The following is an 18,113-nucleotide window of genomic DNA, read 5'->3' on the forward strand; positions in this document are numbered from 1 at the left end:
ATAAGTATGACTTTGGTCTACTTTTAATTATCTCAAATATTATGATATTTGATACCTGTCTAAACAGTTCGAAAGTAGGTTTCAAAAGTCGCATTTCGTGCATTATGATACCACGCAGTATCAAAAACGATAAGTGAGACCAAAAATGGCATTACTGGGGTATGCACGGGTATCAACCAGCCATCAAAAATTGACGCATCAGATTATGGAGCTGAAAAGTGCTGGTATCCGCGAGGATCGCATTTTTACAGATATGATGACGGGGGCAACGGATGAGCGAGAGGGGTTACAGCGCTTGTTGGCCCGTGCAGAGAAAGATGACGTCATCATCTGCACAAAAATGGATCGCCTTGGACGTAACACCGCTGACATGATCCGTGTTGTTGATGGCTGCTACAAAAAAGGGATAGCAATCCGCTTCCTGGAGAATGGCCTCAGTACCGAAGGTACTATGGGGAAAATGGTTATCCAGATCCTAGCTGCAGTGGCAGAAGCTGAGTGTGAACGCATCCTGGAACGGACTAATGACGGTAGAATAGTAGCATTGGCAGCAGGCGTAAAATTTGGAAGAAAAATTCATCCCCGGACACCGGCAGCTCTGACCTTGATTTTGCAAGGTGAAACGGTGAACAGTGTGACAGAAAAAACAGGAGTTTCTCGAGCGACCTACTTTCGGCTGAAAAGAAAAATAAAAAACGATGTTAAAAATGAAAAGCTTTCTCATGAAAATTCAAAGTGATATGACGTGAAGGTGGGGCTTTTGGAGGAAATGTGCACGGAACCCCAATTCATCTACCAGAGCAAACGGATCATCTACAGATGGTTCAACCGCAAGGGTGGGCACCGTCGTATGACATGGGAAAAACTAGGTCTGATTCTAAAAATGCGGGGCTATCCGTCGTTATGGAAAACCCGATCAATGTTCAAATCTGGCTGAATATGTGTGGGGACACTGATCTGTCGGGAGCCGGATGCGGTAGTTCGGCACGTCCGGTTCTGAGGAGGGACTTACCTGGGCGACTGGGTAGGTCTACTCAACCCCGAACCCCTGGATACACTCCTGAACCTAGAATTGCATACTATAGTAGCTCCAGAAAATCCCGCATTGCGCAATAATTTTGTTGCATCTGTGGCACGTATATTTGCTCATGAAATCCCTCATGCAGTCCGATGGTACGCTCAGGTTAAAATTTAGAAGGCATTGATATGATGAAAGAGAAAAAACCTCAACAGAAAACGATATCTACATTACTAATATTAGGGTTGAGTTCGCTGTCTTTATTGTCTAATGCTGGATTGTCAGCACCTCTTGTTTTCGATGATCTGGGTAATGTCATTAATACATCAACGAGTCAGGGGCAAATTACGGTTGGGGTGAATAACCCTGCCTCATTGACGATTGGAAATGGCGCTGTGGTAGATACCAACCTGGTTGGCACATCAGCAGTGCTCATTGGCGGGAGCCAGTCGGGCTCATTAACCGTCACTGGCGATGGGACAAGCCTGAATACCAACTCGTTGATTACGAGTAATGCCGCGGGTCTCGGGACATTGATTATCGAAAACGGCGGTAACGTTACCATAGCTAACAGCAGTGCGACAAAACCACTCACGATAGGAGACAGTGCCACGAGCTCAGGAGTGGTTATTGTGCGTGGCCCCGGCTCCTCACTGATTAATAATTCCGTATCAACTACTGGTATTGCACCGGGGATAAATGTAGGTCACTTAGGCTACGGTGAACTGTATGTAACAGACGGAGGCACCGTCAAGATTGCGTCAGTTTTGCGTATTGGGGGAGGTCAAGGCAATACTTCATTATCGAGGAATAGTAACGGCAGTGTTTATCTCTCCGGTGCCGGGTCTACTATTGAGGCGGCCACTGTCTCAGTGGGTACATTCGGTAACGGATCTTTAATGGTGCTAGACGGTGCGAAACTTATCTCTACTCACCCTACCTTTACAAATAATATTGCTCAACTCAATCCAGAAGGAAAAAGTGTTGCTCTGGTGTCTGGGCAAGGCTCCCTCTGGTCGATGGTCAGTTTATTAAATATTGGGCTAGGGACCAGCGCCAACGCAGTCGATGGCTCGCTGTATGTTGCAAATAATGGCACGGTATCGTCAGCCACGGGTATGGTTATCGCCAGTGGCATAAACGCTGTAGGCTTGTTGAGTATCGGTACTGGGGGAGACTCTACGGCAGGTTTTATTGAGACGCCAACGGTTACCTTTGGCTCTGGGAGCGGTACGTTGAGTTTTAACCACACCAGCACAAATTACCTGTTCTCTCCGGTTATCAGTGGGGCAGGAAAAGTTGATATTTACCAGGGGAGTACCACTTTTACCGGACTCAACACCTATTCAGGCATAACCCATATTATTGCGGGTAATTTATCTGCAGGGGCGGAAAACACCTTTAGTCCCAATTCAAATTATATTGTTGATGCACCCGGTGTTCTGGGCCTAAACAGTTTTCACCAGACGATAGCCAGTCTGGTGAACTCGGGTGGGGTCTATTTCGGTGACAACAGTCAGTTAACCATTACGGGAGACTATATCGGTAATAATGGCACACTCTACATGTCTACGGTACTTGGGGGGGACCCGTCGGATACCGATAAGTTAGTGGTAGAGGGGGATACTTCAGGCAGTAGCCGCGTAAAAATTAACAATGCAGGGGGGATGGGCGCACAGACAGTCAACGGTATTGAAGTGATACAAGTCCAAGGTGTATCAAACGGCGAATTTATTCAGTCTGGGCGTATCGTTGCTGGTGCTTATGAATACCAGTTAGAGCGGGGTCAGGGAACAAATTATAAGAACTGGTATTTGTTCAATTATCACATAGATCCTGGTCCTAATCCTGGTCCAAACCAACCTGTTGAACGACCAGAAATGGGCGCTTATTCTGCCAACCTGGCGGCAACTAACAATATGTTTGTTACCCGTCTGCATGATCGTCTGGGGGAGACCCAGTACATTGATGCCCTGACGGGCGAGCAAAAAGTCACCAGCCTGTGGCTGCGTAACGAAGGCGGTCATAACCGTTTCCGTGATGACCACGGTCAGTTGAGCACACAGGCAAACCGTTATGTCGTGCAACTGGGGGGCGACATTGCCCAGTGGAGTCATAACGGGGTGAACCGTTTCCATCTGGGGTTGATGGCCGGTTATGGCAACAGCAAGAGTACCACGGTGTCCAGCGTGTCTGGTTACAATGCCAAAGGGACGGTAGACGGTTACAGTACCGGTGTCTACGGTACCTGGTATGCCAACGAGGCCGATAAGTCAGGTCTGTATGTGGACAGCTGGGTTCAGTACAGTTGGTTCAACAACACGGTCACGGGTCAGGAGTTGGCGAGTGAAGAGTACAAATCCAAGGGAGGGACAGCGTCGGTTGAGAGTGGTTATACCTTCAAAGTCGGTGAAAATGCGGCGAAGAATGCCACGTACTTTATTCAGCCGAAAGCACAGGTGACCTGGATGGGGGTGAAAGCCGATGACCATACGGAAGCCAACGGCACCCGTGTGTCTGGTGAAGGGAATGACAATATCCAGACCCGTCTGGGGATGAAAGCCTTTATGAACGGTTACAGTGACCAGGACAAAGGCAAGGATCGGGTATTCCAGCCGTTTGTTGAAGCGAACTGGGTCCATAATACTCAGGACATTGGAACCATTATGGATGGTGTTAGCGTGAAGCAAGCCGGTGCGGCGAATATTGCAGAATTGAAAGTGGGTGTTGAAGGTCAACTCAACAAACAAGTGAGTCTGTGGGGCAATGTTGGCCAGCAGGTGGGTAACAAAGGTTACAGTGACACGGCAGCCATGCTGGGTGCCAAGTACAGCTTCTAGGCATTTTGGCGGGTTCCGTTCCGGCTTGGAACCCAGGCTACAGTCATGATGTATGGTTTTTCGGCACTGGAATATCTCTTGGATATTGGGATATTCAGTGGGTTTCAGACTGGTTGAACACTTTATCTCGGATTATATCCCGCTCAGAGGGCATCGATGCTTACAATGATTGATGCCCGGGATTTATTGACAATAATATAGCGTCTACGCGTTTAGCCCCAGAGTCTTGCTTTTTACCCTATGAGACTGCTTTCAGCCAATCCACTATTTTATGGGGCCGGAAATTTCGGCGGTGTCGAGTCGCTGGAAGTGATTACCCGCCGCCAGCCCTCATACGGTGTTTGGCTGGTATTTTGGGGTAATGAGATAACCTAAATGCGACACCGAAAGCGCGATAACTTAAAAGCTATATCCTTTGACGCTAAAACGCGTTTTTTTGTGATGTTACACGCAGATGCCATTGATCCGAAATGTCTTCCGTCGCCTAGATTATCCCGTCGATATTATGGCAGAGCGCGGTATTGGGGTTTGGGGAGTAACGGAACCAGAAACGCCGTTAAGCAGTCATTTTATATAGCCAAAAATTAACCAGCCAATTTACATCGCAGATTGCCCTTCTTAGCGTAGGTTTTCGCCCCATTGGCCCTCAAACCCCAATAATGGTCTGCCGAAAAATGCCAAACTTCGTCTCAGGGAACAGGGCAAGAACAGGATCCATCTGACGCCACTGGACAGACAGATTGAACCTCCCAATACAACGGCATTGAAGCGTGAGATTGGCCAACGGTGGGACGATCTGGAGTTAATCGATATTATTAAAGAAGTCGATTTACGTGAAAACTTCTCAGCGGTATTTCGAACTTCTGCCAGTCGGGAGGTTCTTGAACCAGAAATATTACAACGTCGCCTGCTGTTATGCCTTTTCGGCCTCGGTACCAATGTCGGGTTGAAGCGGGTAGCCAGCCAGCAACCCAGTGTCAGTTATGACGAACTGCGTTACGTCAAACGGCGTTTCATTAACAAAGACGCTCTACGTAGTGCGATTTCACACATTGTTAATGGAATTCTCCATATCCGCCAACCCGATATCTGGGGGAATGCCACCACATCCTGTGCCTCAGATTCCCGGAAATTCGGCGCCTATGACCAAAATCTGATGACTGAATGGCATGCACGTTACGGTGGGCGAGGCGTAATGATTTACTGGCATGTGGATACCCACTCAACATGCGTTTATTCACAACTGCGGCGCTGCTCCTCCTCTGAAGTGGCCGCTATGATGGAAGGCGTCCTGCGGCACTGTACTGACATGGAAATCAACCACCAGTATGTTGACAGCCATGGGCAAAGTGAGGTGGCCTTTGCATTCAGCTACGTGCTGGGATTTGACCTGTTGCCACGCCTGAAAGGTATTGCCAGGCAAAAACTGAATTTGTGCGAAAAAGAAGATGCTGCTTTGTATCCTCATTTGACGCCGATTTTAACCCGGGGGATCGACTGGGAACTCATTTCGCAGCAGTATGACGAGATAATCAAATATACGGCAGCACTCAGGGTCGGCACGGCCGAACCTGAGGCCATATTGCGGCGCTTCACCCGTAACAATGCGCAACATCCAACCTATAAAGCACTGGCTGAATTGGGTAAGGCGATTAAAACTATTTTCCTTTGCCGTTATTTGCATGATGAGTCTCTCCGCTGCGAAATTAATGCAGGTCTGAACGTTGTGGAAAACTGGAACAGTGCCAATGATTTTATTTTTTATGGCGAGCATGGTGAATTTACCAGCAACCGGACAGCAGAGCAGGAACTGTCGATGCTGTCATTGCATCTGTTGCAAATCAGTCTGGTGTATATCAATACGTTGTTGATTCAGAATATTTTGTCTGAGCCGGCCTGGCGCCAACGAATGACTGAAGAAGACTGGCGTGGACTAACGCCGTTGATATACCAACACGTTAATCCGTATGGCCGAATAGAGCTGGATATGGACCAGCGGCTTGCACTGGCAGCCTGATATTGTTTAACGGGCCTGAAACTTTGAGTCGCATCGATGAGTTGAGTAAAGAAAACGGTGGTTTGTGAGAATCGAATATGTCGTTTTTTGCATGACGTAGTTTCAGGGCTTAGCGATTCTCGAAATCCATTCTTGAAACTCTATTCTTAATTCACTATGTTCTTAATGGGGTTCCGTGATCATTTCCTCCAAAAGTCCCACCTTCACGTCATATCACTTTGAATTATAATGATATTAGTCATTTAAAGTAGAGTCTATGTCTTCTTCATCGTTTAATGGGTCAACATCTTCCAGAATACTATCCAGATTAATGAGCACCGCCTGCTCTTCAAAAGAATAATTCCCTCCTAACAAAATATGCCCCCAGGCTACCGGGGATAAATTAGCTAACATTTCTATCGCCTTGTCATTACCCTGATTTTCAAATTTATCAACAAGTCCTGATAAGATTGCTGAGTTATAATAAATGATGCAGTTCGCTATCAGTCTTGCACAATCATTCCATTGATCTATTTGATAGTCACTCCCCCCACGAAATTGATTACCATTTACTGAAGCAATAGCCCTTCTTAGCTGATGATAGGCCTCTCCTCTATTCAGCGCCTGCTGAACAAATTGTCTTAACGTTTTGTTATCAGCATAGTCCAGAACGTAAATACATTTGATCAACCGGTCATATTCTCTGAGCGCTGCAAGCGTTTTGCTGCTACGTTTAGTATTCGATAATTTTTTAACCACTGTACTTTGTACCGCCGTTTTTCGGCTCAAAGAACAAATAATATGCTGTATATTACCCCACTCCTGCATGATGAGTTTGTTGTTAAATGGTTTCTTCAATTTTATAATTAACTGGTCTTCATCTAAAACAATTTCAAATAATTCATTAAATATTTTTTTGAATTTTGCATAGCGTGGTGAAAACTGATAGGAAAAAATATCGAGAATGGCAAAGTTTACGTTGTTAACACCATGGTTGTCTGTTGCTAAAGACTTTGGCTGTATTTCACTCGAGTTGTTATATAATAGGTCAAATGCAAAATGTCCTTCATACTCATTTGGAGAAATAACAACTGTCGCTAATGGCACATGGTTAGATACCAGAGTCATTGGGCGTTGTTGAATAAATCGAACTTTTGGCCGTAGTTAGGATCAGATCACCACACTCCTGATCCTGCAGCGATATCACGTGGCAAAACAAAAGTTCAAAATCACCAACTGGGCCACCTACAACAAGGCGCTTGTCAATCGGGGCTCACTGACATTCTGGCTTGATGAGTCGGCCATTCAGGCCTGGTATGACGAGCCCAACACGTCTTTACGCGGTCGTCCGCAACGTTATTCTGAGCTGGCCATTTCAACCGTTCTGATGCTCAAACGCGTTTTTCGCCTCACACTTCGCGCTGCGCAGGGATTCATTGACTCCATCTTTACCCTAATGAAGCTCCCGCTCCGTTGCCCGGATTATTCCTGCGTCAGCAGGCGGGCTAAATCCGTCAGCATCCCTTTCAAAAACCCAACACGCGGTGAAATTGCCCATCTGGTTATCGATTCCACCGGCTTAAAAGTCTTCGGTGAGGGTGAGTGGAAGGTGAAAAAACACGGCCAGGAAAAGCGCCGCGTCTGGCGGAAACTGCACCTGGCGGTGGATGCTGATACGCATGAGATTATCTGCGCTGACCTGTCCCTAAACAACGTGACTGATGCAGAGGCATTCCGGGGCTTATCCGTCAGACGCACAGGAAAATCAGGGCTGCCTGTGCCGACGGGGCTTATGACACAAAGCGGTGCCACGACGAGTTGCGGCGCAAGAAAATTAAGGCGCTTATCCCGCCGCGAACGCGCGCCGGCTACTGGCCGGTGGAGTATGCCGACAGAAATCAGGCGGTGGCGAGGCAACGGCTTACTGGGAGCAATGCGTACTGGAAATGGCACACGGCTTATAACCGGCGTTCAGTGGCCGAAACGGCGATGTACCGCGTAAAACAGCTGTTTGGTGGGCATCTTACGTTGAGGGATTACGATGCGCAGGTTGGAGAAACTATGGCCATGATCCGTGCCTTAAACAAAATGACGCGTGCAGGGATGCCAGAAAGTGTGCGGATTGCCTGAGGAAGTCAGTGACGAGAGGCGCTTTTATCTAAATCCGAATTATTCAACAAAGCCGTAAATTAATCGTTTACAAGAATTAATGACCTGCCATATAAATCGTTAAGGTTCGATTTGTTCAGTAAAATCCAGCAAGGCTAGGCGTAAGGATTCATACGTAAATGTGTACCTTTATAGACGCTGTCAGCGGCGGCGACCCAACCAAATCACCTCAGGCTCCAGCGCCGGAGGTGATTTGGTTGAGTTTGCTCAGTTGCCGGTTGATTTTTTGGCGATTGAACCGGACGGCATCCAGATCGTCGATAAAAGGGCGGATATCACCAACTGTTGCTGCATCATCTGCGTTGATGATTGCCTCCAGGAACGCCAGCGTCTTATCAGCTTCATCCGCAGCCGTTGCTCCGGGCATACCATGACCGCTCATACAAAATGGCGTTTTCAGCGTGGAGTATTCATGAATAGCCTCAACACGAATGTCGTGAAGCCAGTGCTCAAAGAAATTGTATTCATAGGTAAAACGATCGCCAACATCAAAAGCAAAATCATCAATCACAACCCGGAACGGGTTATCCGGAAAGCCAACGCCCCCTTCGTATGAGATACCGTAATCTTTGCCATAAATGTGAAACTGATGAAGGTGGTCATCGCCCCAGCCCTGTACGATCTGGATTATGTAGTGAAGCGCGGCCAGTGACGTATCAGCAGCGATTCTTAACCGACGCCAGACCATAGGAGTGACACCACGAACAGCTATTTTGATAACATAGATTTTCATCGCAGGATAACAAGCATGGTGACGAAAGAATGCTGGTTATTCTAGCCCCAGCGAAAGACTCATTCGGTGATTGCCCCACACTTTTTCATGCTCTCCTATTAGAGACATGGGCAGGCAACATCGTAAAAAAACAGCATGCTACCTGATAACGCCTTAATGCGACAGAACCGTCCCGGACGGCTATTTTGGCCAGTATACGATCATACTCAGCGATTTTTAGCTCAATACTGTCAATATGACTGAGCAGGTCATCAACGCACTGGCTGACCCAGCCAGGCAAATTTTCGCGGTGTTCTCTGGCCAGTCTCCGCAGTTGTTCTGTACTCTGCGGGGCAATCAGGCCAAATTCAGATACCAGGCCACGAAGCCGGTTATATGATGCGGTGCGTTCTTCAATAAAACCCTGGCGGGTACGATGCAGACATTGCATGGACTGCTGCTCTTCATCTTTTACCGGCACAAAACGCATGTGGGGCCGTCGGACGGCTTCGCAAATTGCCAGCGCATCCGCGGCGTCATTTTTACCGGTTTACCTGCCAGCCGGTATGGCGAAACGAATTTCGGGGCCATCAATTTAACGTCGTGACCATACTGCCTGAAAAGCCTTGCCCAGTAATGAGCGCCTGAACAGGCTTCCATCCCAATAACGCAAGGCGGCAGACTGGCAATGAGTTCGGGCAGCGCAGCCCGGGCTACTTTGGGTTTAACGAGAACAGCATTGCCATTTTTATCAACGCCATGAACGGCAAACACATTTTTAGCGAGGTCGATCCCAACAGTTACAACGGCCATGGTTATTCCCCTGTAATATTTTGGTTACTCCCCATAATGTCACGGAAGATGGTTACAGTAACCACATCGAGGGGAAGTCCCTTTCATTCGCTAAGTATATTTTTTAACCAATTTTGCTAACTGATCTACGCTAATGCGACAGAGCTGTATTGCGTGCTGTTTGCTTGGAGAGGGTGGCACTGCTTACTATCACCAGATTTTCAGCAGTGCCAATTAAGATGGCTAACGGAAATTATCACCTTACCCTATTCATACAACAGTACCATCCTCCTTACTACTACAACACCGGTATAACCATTTTTGCGCCTAAAATATCAATTTTGGCTTATACAGGTATAACGGTAGGGATTAACAATATACAAGTAATCATAATCACCAATAGCTAAATTGGTTCCATATACAGCACCACTGGCTTGCAGAGTAGAAGAATAATAACGATTCACTCCAGAGCCCACGATCCAGCCATAAGCATTCATATTTCCCCACTCGCTCCACAGAGAGCTATTAGCTACCCGAGTTGCACCGGTACTTGAGGTAGAATTAGTTAATTCTCCCATAGTTGGAAGCCTATAACCTGCGCCCAGAGATGTTACGCAATGGTTAACATTATAAGTCGCTGAAGGTACATTATTATCCCACCATTTTTTAATGGTAAAGCTATATTGAACCGCTTCACTGTTAGTGTTATTCACCGCCTTAATAGTGACGATACTGTTCCCAGAGTTTGAGTTGATATTAATATTTCCTTGGTTATCAACCGCTACGGCAGAATTATCACTTGTCCATGTATAGAATAGAGCGGCTTCAGCTTCCGTATAATTGTTGATAACAATTCTGAATTTTGCATTTGCAAAACCATTTGCAGGAAAACTAGCATTAGCGGCAAAACTTGCCCCATTTACAGATAGTGATGTTATTGCACTACTTGCCGGAGCAATCAGTACGGTGGCCGGGGCCACGCCCAGTGCATTGCCCCCCACCGTCACCGTCAGACTGGCCACGCCCACCACGGTGCCGGCGGTCAGGGTCGCGGTATACACCCCGTTGCTGCCTTCACTGACCGCCCCGAGGGTGCCCAGCGTGCTGGCCAAGGCCACCGTCTGCCCGGTCACCGGGTTATTGTTACCGTCACGCAGCGTCAACGTCACCACCGAGGTGTCGCTGCCGTTGGCTTCGATGCTGACTGGCGCCGCCACCAAGGTGGAGTTCGTGGCACTCAGGTTGCCGCTGTCACCGTTCAGGGTCACGGTGGCTGGCGTCACGCCCAGCGCACTGCCGCCCACGCTGACACTCAGGCTGGCGACACCGGAAACGGTGCCGGCGGTCAGGGTGGCGCTGTAGATGCCACTGGCCTGCTCGGTCACATTGCCCAGTGTTCCCAGGCTGCTGGCCAAGGCCACCGTCTGCCCGGTCACCGGGTTGTTGTTGCTGTCACGCAGTGTCAACGTCACCACCGAGGTGTCGCTGCCGTTGGCTTCGATGCTGACTGGCGCCGCCACCAAGGTGGAGTTCGTGGTACTCAGGTTGCCGCTGTCACCGTTCAGGGTCACGGTGGCTGGCGTCACACCCAGCGCACTGCCGCCCACGCTGACACTCAGGCTGGCGACACCGGAAACGGTGCCGGCAGTCAGGGTGGCGCTGTAGACACCACTGGCCTGCTCGGTCACGCCGCCCAGTGTTCCCAGGCTGCTGGCCAAGGCCACCGTCTGCCCGGTCACCGGGTTGTTGTTGCTGTCACGCAGTGTCAGCGTCACCACCGAGGTGTCGCTGCCATTGGCTTCGATGCTGACTGGCGCCGCCACCAAGGTGGAGTTCGTGGTACTCAGGTTGCCGCTGTCACCGTTCAGGGTCACCGTGGCTGGCGTCACGCCCAGGGCATTGCCGCCCACACTGGCCGTCAGGCTGGCGGTACCGGAAACGGTGCCGGCAGTCAGGGTGGCGCTGTAGACACCACTGGCCTGCTCGGTCACGCCGCCCAGTGTTCCCAGGCTGCTGGCCAAGGCCACCGTCTGCCCGGTCACCGGGTTGTTGTTGCTGTCACGCAGTGTCAGCGTCACCACCGAGGTGTCGCTGCCATTGGCTTCGATGCTGACTGGCGCCGCCACCAAGGTGGAGTTCGTGGTACTCAGGTTGCCGCTGTCACCGTTCAGGGTCACCGTGGCTGGCGTCACGCCCAGGGCATTGCCGCCCACACTGGCCGTCAGGCTGGCGGTACCGGAAACGGTGCCGCCAGTCAGGGTGGCGCTGTAGACACCACTGGCCTGCTCGGTCACGCCGCCCAGTGTTCCCAGGCTGCTGGCCAAGGCCACCGTCTGCCCGGTCACCGGGTTATTGTTACCGTCACGCAGCGTCAACGTCACCAGCGACGTGTCGCTGCCGTTGGCTTCGATGCTGACTGGCGCCGCCACCAAGGTGGAGTTCGTGGCACTCAGGTTGCCGCTGTCACCGTTCAGGATCACGGTGGCTGGCGTCACACCCAGCGCACTGCCGCCCACGCTGACACTCAGGCTGGCGACACCGGAAACGGTGCCGGCGGTCAGGGTGGCGCTGTAGATGCCACTGGCCTGCTCGGTCACATTGCCCAGTGTTCCCAGGCTGCTGGCCAAGGCCACCGTCTGCCCGGTCACCGGGTTGTTGTTGCTGTCACGCAGTGTCAGCGTCACCACCGAGGTGTCGCTGCCATTGGCTTCGATGCTGACTGGCGCCGCCACCAAGGTGGAGTTCGTGGTACTCAGGTTGCCGCTGTCACCGTTCAGGGTCACCGTGGCTGGCGTCACGCCCAGGGCATTGCCGCCCACACTGGCCGTCAGGCTGGCGGTACCGGACAGGGTGCCGGCGGTCAGGGTCGCGGTATACACCCCGTTGCTGCCTTCACTGACCGCCCCGAGGGTGCCCAGCGTGCTGGCCAAGGCCACCGTCTGCCCGGTCACCGGGTTGTTGCTGTTGTCCCGCAGCGTCAGCGTCACCACCGAGGTGTCGCTGCCGTTGGCTTCGATGCTGACTGGCGCCGCCACCAAGGTGGAGTTCGTGGCACTCAGGTTGCCGCTGTCACCGTTCAGGGTCACGGTGGCTGGCGTCACGCCCAGCGCACTGCCGCCCACGCTGACACTCAGGCTGGCGACACCGGAAACGGTGCCGGCGGTCAGGGTGGCGCTGTAGATGCCACTGGCCTGCTCGGTCACATTGCCCAGTGTTCCCAGGCTGCTGGCCAAGGCCACCGTCTGCCCGGTCACCGGGTTGTTGTTGCTGTCACGCAGTGTCAACGTCACCACCGAGGTGTCGCTGCCGTTGGCTTCGATGCTGACTGGCGCCGCCACCAAGGTGGAGTTCGTGGTACTCAGGTTGCCGCTGTCACCGTTCAGGGTCACGGTGGCTGGCGTCACACCCAGCGCACTGCCGCCCACGCTGACACTCAGGCTGGCGACACCGGAAACGGTGCCGGCAGTCAGGGTGGCGCTGTAGACACCACTGGCCTGCTCGGTCACGCCGCCCAGTGTTCCCAGGCTGCTGGCCAAGGCCACCGTCTGCCCGGTCACCGGGTTGTTGTTGCTGTCACGCAGTGTCAGCGTCACCACCGAGGTGTCGCTGCCATTGGCTTCGATGCTGACTGGCGCCGCCACCAAGGTGGAGTTCGTGGTACTCAGGTTGCCGCTGTCACCGTTCAGGGTCACCGTGGCTGGCGTCACGCCCAGGGCATTGCCGCCCACACTGGCCGTCAGGCTGGCGGTACCGGAAACGGTGCCGGCAGTCAGGGTGGCGCTGTAGACACCACTGGCCTGCTCGGTCACGCCGCCCAGTGTTCCCAGGCTGCTGGCCAAGGCCACCGTCTGCCCGGTCACCGGGTTGTTGTTGCTGTCACGCAGTGTCAGCGTCACCACCGAGGTGTCGCTGCCATTGGCTTCGATGCTGACTGGCGCCGCCACCAAGGTGGAGTTCGTGGTACTCAGGTTGCCGCTGTCACCGTTCAGGGTCACCGTGGCTGGCGTCACGCCCAGGGCATTGCCGCCCACACTGGCCGTCAGGCTGGCGGTACCGGAAACGGTGCCGCCAGTCAGGGTGGCGCTGTAGACACCACTGGCCTGCTCGGTCACGCCGCCCAGTGTTCCCAGGCTGCTGGCCAAGGCCACCGTCTGCCCGGTCACCGGGTTATTGTTACCGTCACGCAGCGTCAACGTCACCAGCGACGTGTCGCTGCCGTTGGCTTCGATGCTGACTGGCGCCGCCACCAAGGTGGAGTTCGTGGCACTCAGGTTGCCGCTGTCACCGTTCAGGATCACGGTGGCTGGCGTCACACCCAGCGCACTGCCGCCCACGCTGACACTCAGGCTGGCGACACCGGAAACGGTGCCGGCGGTCAGGGTGGCGCTGTAGATGCCACTGGCCTGCTCGGTCACATTGCCCAGTGTTCCCAGGCTGCTGGCCAAGGCCACCGTCTGCCCGGTCACCGGGTTGTTGTTGCTGTCACGCAGTGTCAGCGTCACCACCGAGGTGTCGCTGCCATTGGCTTCGATGCTGACTGGCGCCGCCACCAAGGTGGAGTTCGTGGTACTCAGGTTGCCGCTGTCACCGTTCAGGGTCACCGTGGCTGGCGTCACGCCCAGGGCATTGCCGCCCACACTGGCCGTCAGGCTGGCGGTACCGGACAGGGTGCCGGCGGTCAGGGTCGCGGTATACACCCCGTTGCTGCCTTCACTGACCGCCCCGAGGGTGCCCAGCGTGCTGGCCAAGGCCACCGTCTGCCCGGTCACCGGGTTGTTGCTGTTGTCCCGCAGCGTCAGCGTCACCAGCGACGTGTCGCTGCCGTTGGCTTCGATGCTGACTGGCGCCGCCACCAAGGTGGAGTTCGTGGCACTCAGGTTGCCGCTGTCACCGTTCAGGATCACGGTGGCTGGCGTCACACCCAGCGCACTGCCGCCCACGCTGACACTCAGGCTGGCGACACCGGAAACGGTGCCGGCGGTCAGGGTGGCGCTGTAGATGCCACTGGCCTGCTCGGTCACATTGCCCAGTGTTCCCAGGCTGCTGGCCAAGGCCACCGTCTGCCCGGTCACCGGGTTGTTGTTGCTGTCACGCAGTGTCAGCGTCACCACCGAGGTGTCGCTGCCATTGGCTTCGATGCTGACTGGCGCCGCCACCAAGGTGGAGTTCGTGGTACTCAGGTTGCCGCTGTCACCGTTCAGGGTCACCGTGGCTGGCGTCACGCCCAGGGCATTGCCGCCCACACTGGCCGTCAGGCTGGCGGTACCGGACAGGGTGCCGGCGGTCAGGGTCGCGGTATACACCCCGTTGCTGCCTTCACTGACCGCCCCGAGGGTGCCCAGCGTGCTGGCCAAGGCCACCGTCTGCCCGGTCACCGGGTTGTTGCTGTTGTCCCGCAGCGTCAGCGTCACCACCGAGGTGTCGCTGCCGTTGGCTTCGATGCTGACTGGCGCCGCCACCAAGGTGGAGTTCGTGGTACTCAGGTTGCCGCTGTCACCGTTCAGGATCACCGTGGCTGGCGTCACGCCCAGCGCACTGCCACCTACGCTGGCGGTGATGCTGGACGTCCCCACCACGATCCCGGCGGTCAGGGTGGCGGTGTAAACACCGTTAACCTCAGTCACCGGACTCAAGGTTCCCAGGGTGCTGGTAAAGGCCACGGCCTGGCCGGTCACCGGATTGTTGTTGTTGTCCCGCAGCGTCAGCGTCACCTGTGAGGTGTCGCTGCCATTGGCCACAATAGCAGTCGGCGCGGCCACCAACGTCGAGTTAGTGGTGCTCAGGTTGCCGCTGTTGCCGTTCAGGGTCACAGTGGACTGCGTCACACCCAGTGCGACACCGTTGGCGCTCGCGCTGACTGTAGTGATGCCTGATACCATCCCCGCCGTCAGAGTAGCGGTGTAAACACCGTTGCCACTCTCTATCACTGTACTCAAGATACCCAGGGTACTGGTAAAGGTCACGATCTGCCCGGTGACTGGATTGTTGTTGCTGTCGCGCAGCGTCAACGTCACTACGGAGGTATCGCTGCCATTGGCTTCAATATTTATTGGTGCTGCCGTCAGAGTCGAGTTAGCATTGTTTATCATTGGTGCATTTACAGTTATGAGCATGCTCGCCTGACGGGAAGAGTTACCTTGGTTGTCATAGGCGATAGCATTCAGAATGTATCTGTTACCGCTAGCTCGATTGACCTGATATCCAGGCAGCGTTATCTCCAGCCCATCCTTGCTGGTTTGTTTTAACACGCCACCCGCTGCGATCAGCTCTGCACTTTGCCAGTCAATGTGTTTAAGACCGTGTGTTGCTGTCACTTGCGCGGTGATGGTGTGCAGCGATAGAGGATCACCCGCCAGACTTTCTGGCAAGGCCAAGCGCACCAGATTCTGTTTCTGGTAATCCAGCATTATATAATTGTTACGTTCAACCAAATCATACCGACTTCCGGCCAGTGTACGGCTCGCGGCAACGGCTGAGGGGTCTATATGAGATTGCCAGGTTTCACCCAGGCGATAGTTAAACTGAACGTTGATGTTGCTGTCGTTTTGCCCACCTTTGCCGACGCGATGCTCTGCGCCAATAGTGACTAATGGGATTGGGGTATAATTTACCCCCGCAGTAATGGAATGAGGGTTTTTCTGGCGGTTATCTTTGCCAAACAGCGCAACTTCATCACCACGATACTTTTCATACATCGCCTTACCGCCCAACTGGGGATACGACGGTAAATAGGCTTCAGCACGGAGATCATAACCGTTGGCAGGGCGTTCGTTATAATCGGTAAAGTCCCGGGATTGATGCCAATCCGTGAGACCAAAATAGTTATTGGCGGACAATTTCAGGTAATCAGTCCAGGCTTCTGCGCCCACGCCGACACGCCGGTTTTTACCGGTCAGATCATTATCAAAGAAGGTATTTGCACCATACATCCAATTCTCCTTGAATGTACGCACCCCGGCGCCCATATTGACCGTATTACGGCTGTCTTTATTGCGGGCCCCAAGTTGGGTAAAGAGAATGGATTTTTCATTATCATACAGCGGGATCAATACATCTGCCGCACTGCCGTCCAGATGGAGGTCATCATTAACATTCAGCTGTACACGAGCCGTACCAAACTGACTCAGCCACTGTTGTGCCGAGTTATTGAATTCATTACTGGCCGCAGAACGAACCATCCTCTCACCGGATTTAGCGGTATCACCGTTGGATAAGGCGGTCGCACCCGCCACCGCATGACCGGCTAATGTATTTTCTACTGAAAACGTATCGCCTTTATTGTTATCTATTGAGAAAGGAGAGACTTTACGGGGAACATCAATTTCATCGCCCGTCGTCAGAACAGTGAAGGGACGAGAAAAAGTACGGTAGACATTTATTTTTTTTAGTTCGTCAACGGTAATACCGTATTTTTTCGCTACAATATTAACATTTTCTCCCAAACCAAGCACATAGGGTTCAGTAGATGAATAGGATAATGTTGTTGTGGCCTTTGAAGCTTTCATCGCCGCAATGGCCGGAGAGAAAGATGTGCTCAGAGGGATAAATAATTGTAATAGTAACATACCCCAGGCAACTCGTCTGATATGGGGCCGGGGGAGAGGAGAAACGTGTCTTTTCAGTGAAACACCGACTGTAGGTTGCAGTTTATTTAAAAAAGAAAAACGTTTAATCATATTTTTGCGCTCACAAATAACGAATATCACCCTTTATCAAGCAAAATAAAGAGTAGAAATTAATTACACATAACTATTGTAATGGTGTTGTAAACTCGATTTTTCTTGAGTATGACAACCAAAAAAAATAAAACTAAAAATTAATATTAAATACTTTAATTAATAAAAATCAGATTAAGTAGAAGTGCTTTTCGTTACTAACCTTAAAGATGCTTTCTACTCAAAATTAGTAACAAACATTTAGAAATACAATGATCAGTTATCTTTTAATTTAACACATGTACTTCACAAAAAAACTTGATTTACAACACATAAGCAATAATCTTATAATAAAATAACAGGGTAGGTATATAAGATTTAATGGCTCTGTCGCATTAAGGCGTGGTCAGGTAACATGCTGTTTTTTTGGTTCTGTCGCATTAAGGCGTTATCAGGTAGCATGCTGTTTTTTTACGATGTTGCCTGCCCATGTCTCTAATAAGAAAAGCCTTCCGTCGCCTGCATTATCCCACTGATGTTATCGTTCAGTGTGTTCGCTGGTATCTCGCTTATGCCCTCAGCCTGCGTAATCTCGAGGAGATGATGGCAGAGCGCGGTATTATTGTTGACCACTCCACGCTTCACCGTTGGGTCATCCGTATGGTGCCCTTGCTGGATAAGGTATTTCGACGACATAAACGCTCAGTAGGTCGTCGGTGGCGCATGGATGAAACCTACATCAAAGTCAAAGGTCAGTGGAAATATCTGTACCGCGCGGTCGATACTTCAGGCCAGACCATCGACTTCCTGCTGACCGCCAAACGGGATGCTGCAGCTGCATTACGGGGTTGTAAGCGGGAAGCCGCCAAAATTTTGCGGCTGGGTATTTTTAGGGTTGTGTCGCGTTAACGGAGGAAAGACGAAAAAACTA

At 51.9% G+C, this 18,113-nt stretch carries 5 protein-coding genes and 6 pseudogenes; 7 read left to right on the plus strand and 4 right to left on the minus strand.

Translation table 11 applies throughout. From position 1 onward, the window contains the following. Positions 1–145: 145 nt before the first annotated feature. The 5 genes and pseudogenes from V1955_RS22545 to V1955_RS22565 form a co-directional block, all read left to right on the plus strand. Positions 146–739 carry a recombinase family protein gene (locus V1955_RS22545; protein WP_442821494.1) on the plus strand — a complete coding sequence of 198 codons (594 nt, stop codon included), beginning with the start codon at positions 146–148 and terminating at the stop codon, positions 737–739. 45 nt (positions 740–784) lie between these two features. Next, positions 785–937 (plus strand): annotated as a pseudogene (locus V1955_RS22550) (group II intron reverse transcriptase/maturase); the annotation flags it as partial. A gap of 269 nt (positions 938–1,206) precedes the next feature. Continuing rightward, positions 1,207–3,858: an autotransporter outer membrane beta-barrel domain-containing protein gene (locus V1955_RS22555; RefSeq protein WP_442821495.1), complete on the plus strand. Its 2,652-nt coding sequence runs from the start codon at positions 1,207–1,209 to the stop codon at positions 3,856–3,858. Positions 3,859–4,098: 240 nt separating this feature from the next. Then, positions 4,099–4,233: a hypothetical protein gene (locus V1955_RS22560; RefSeq protein WP_442821496.1), complete on the plus strand. Its 135-nt coding sequence runs from the start codon at positions 4,099–4,101 to the stop codon at positions 4,231–4,233. Between the two features lie 262 nt (positions 4,234–4,495). Continuing rightward, positions 4,496–5,875, plus strand: a pseudogene (locus tag V1955_RS22565) (Tn3 family transposase); the annotation flags it as partial. A gap of 234 nt (positions 5,876–6,109) precedes the next feature. Here V1955_RS22565 and V1955_RS22570 read toward each other — a convergent pair. After that, a pseudogene (locus V1955_RS22570) lies at positions 6,110–6,982 on the minus strand (Tn3 family transposase); the annotation flags it as partial. A gap of 79 nt (positions 6,983–7,061) precedes the next feature. Here V1955_RS22570 and V1955_RS22575 point away from each other — a divergent pair. Beyond that, positions 7,062–7,984 (plus strand): annotated as a pseudogene (locus tag V1955_RS22575) (IS5 family transposase). 208 nt (positions 7,985–8,192) lie between these two features. Here the strand turns inward: V1955_RS22575 and V1955_RS22580 are convergent. From V1955_RS22580 to yrIlm, 3 genes and pseudogenes are all read right to left on the minus strand, one after another. After that, positions 8,193–8,756, minus strand: coding sequence for a plasmid pRiA4b ORF-3 family protein (locus tag V1955_RS22580; protein ID WP_442821497.1), 564 nt, complete (start codon positions 8,754–8,756; stop codon positions 8,193–8,195). Positions 8,757–8,925: 169 nt separating this feature from the next. After that, a pseudogene (locus V1955_RS22585) lies at positions 8,926–9,548 on the minus strand (IS110 family transposase); the annotation flags it as partial. Positions 9,549–9,862: 314 nt separating this feature from the next. Then, the gene (gene yrIlm / locus V1955_RS22590) at positions 9,863–17,203 is read right to left on the minus strand and encodes a YrIlm family inverse autotransporter adhesin (protein WP_442821498.1); all 7,341 of its coding nucleotides are present in this window, start codon (positions 17,201–17,203) and stop codon (positions 9,863–9,865) included. Between the two features lie 468 nt (positions 17,204–17,671). On the opposite strand from yrIlm, the pseudogene V1955_RS22595 reads away from it, so the two are divergent. Continuing rightward, a pseudogene (locus V1955_RS22595) lies at positions 17,672–18,028 on the plus strand (IS6-like element ISYps1 family transposase); the annotation flags it as partial. Between the last annotated feature and the right edge of the window lie 85 nt (positions 18,029–18,113).

Origin of the sequence: Yersinia sp. 2545 StPb PI, assembly GCF_052217125.1 — a bacterium.
Taxonomy (GTDB): domain Bacteria; phylum Pseudomonadota; class Gammaproteobacteria; order Enterobacterales; family Enterobacteriaceae; genus Yersinia; species Yersinia enterocolitica_E.

What these genes read in the sequence shown, in the direction of transcription:
- yrIlm (WP_442821498.1), bottom strand. Translation starts at nt 17,203, where the DNA reads ATGATTAAACGTTTTTCTTTTTTAAATAAACTGCAACCTACAGTCGGT.
- V1955_RS22560 (WP_442821496.1), top strand. Translation starts at nt 4,099, where the DNA reads ATGAGACTGCTTTCAGCCAATCCACTATTTTATGGGGCCGGAAATTTC.
- V1955_RS22545 (WP_442821494.1), top strand. Translation starts at nt 146, where the DNA reads ATGGCATTACTGGGGTATGCACGGGTATCAACCAGCCATCAAAAATTG.
- V1955_RS22580 (WP_442821497.1), bottom strand. Translation starts at nt 8,756, where the DNA reads ATGAAAATCTATGTTATCAAAATAGCTGTTCGTGGTGTCACTCCTATG.
- V1955_RS22555 (WP_442821495.1), top strand. Translation starts at nt 1,207, where the DNA reads ATGATGAAAGAGAAAAAACCTCAACAGAAAACGATATCTACATTACTA.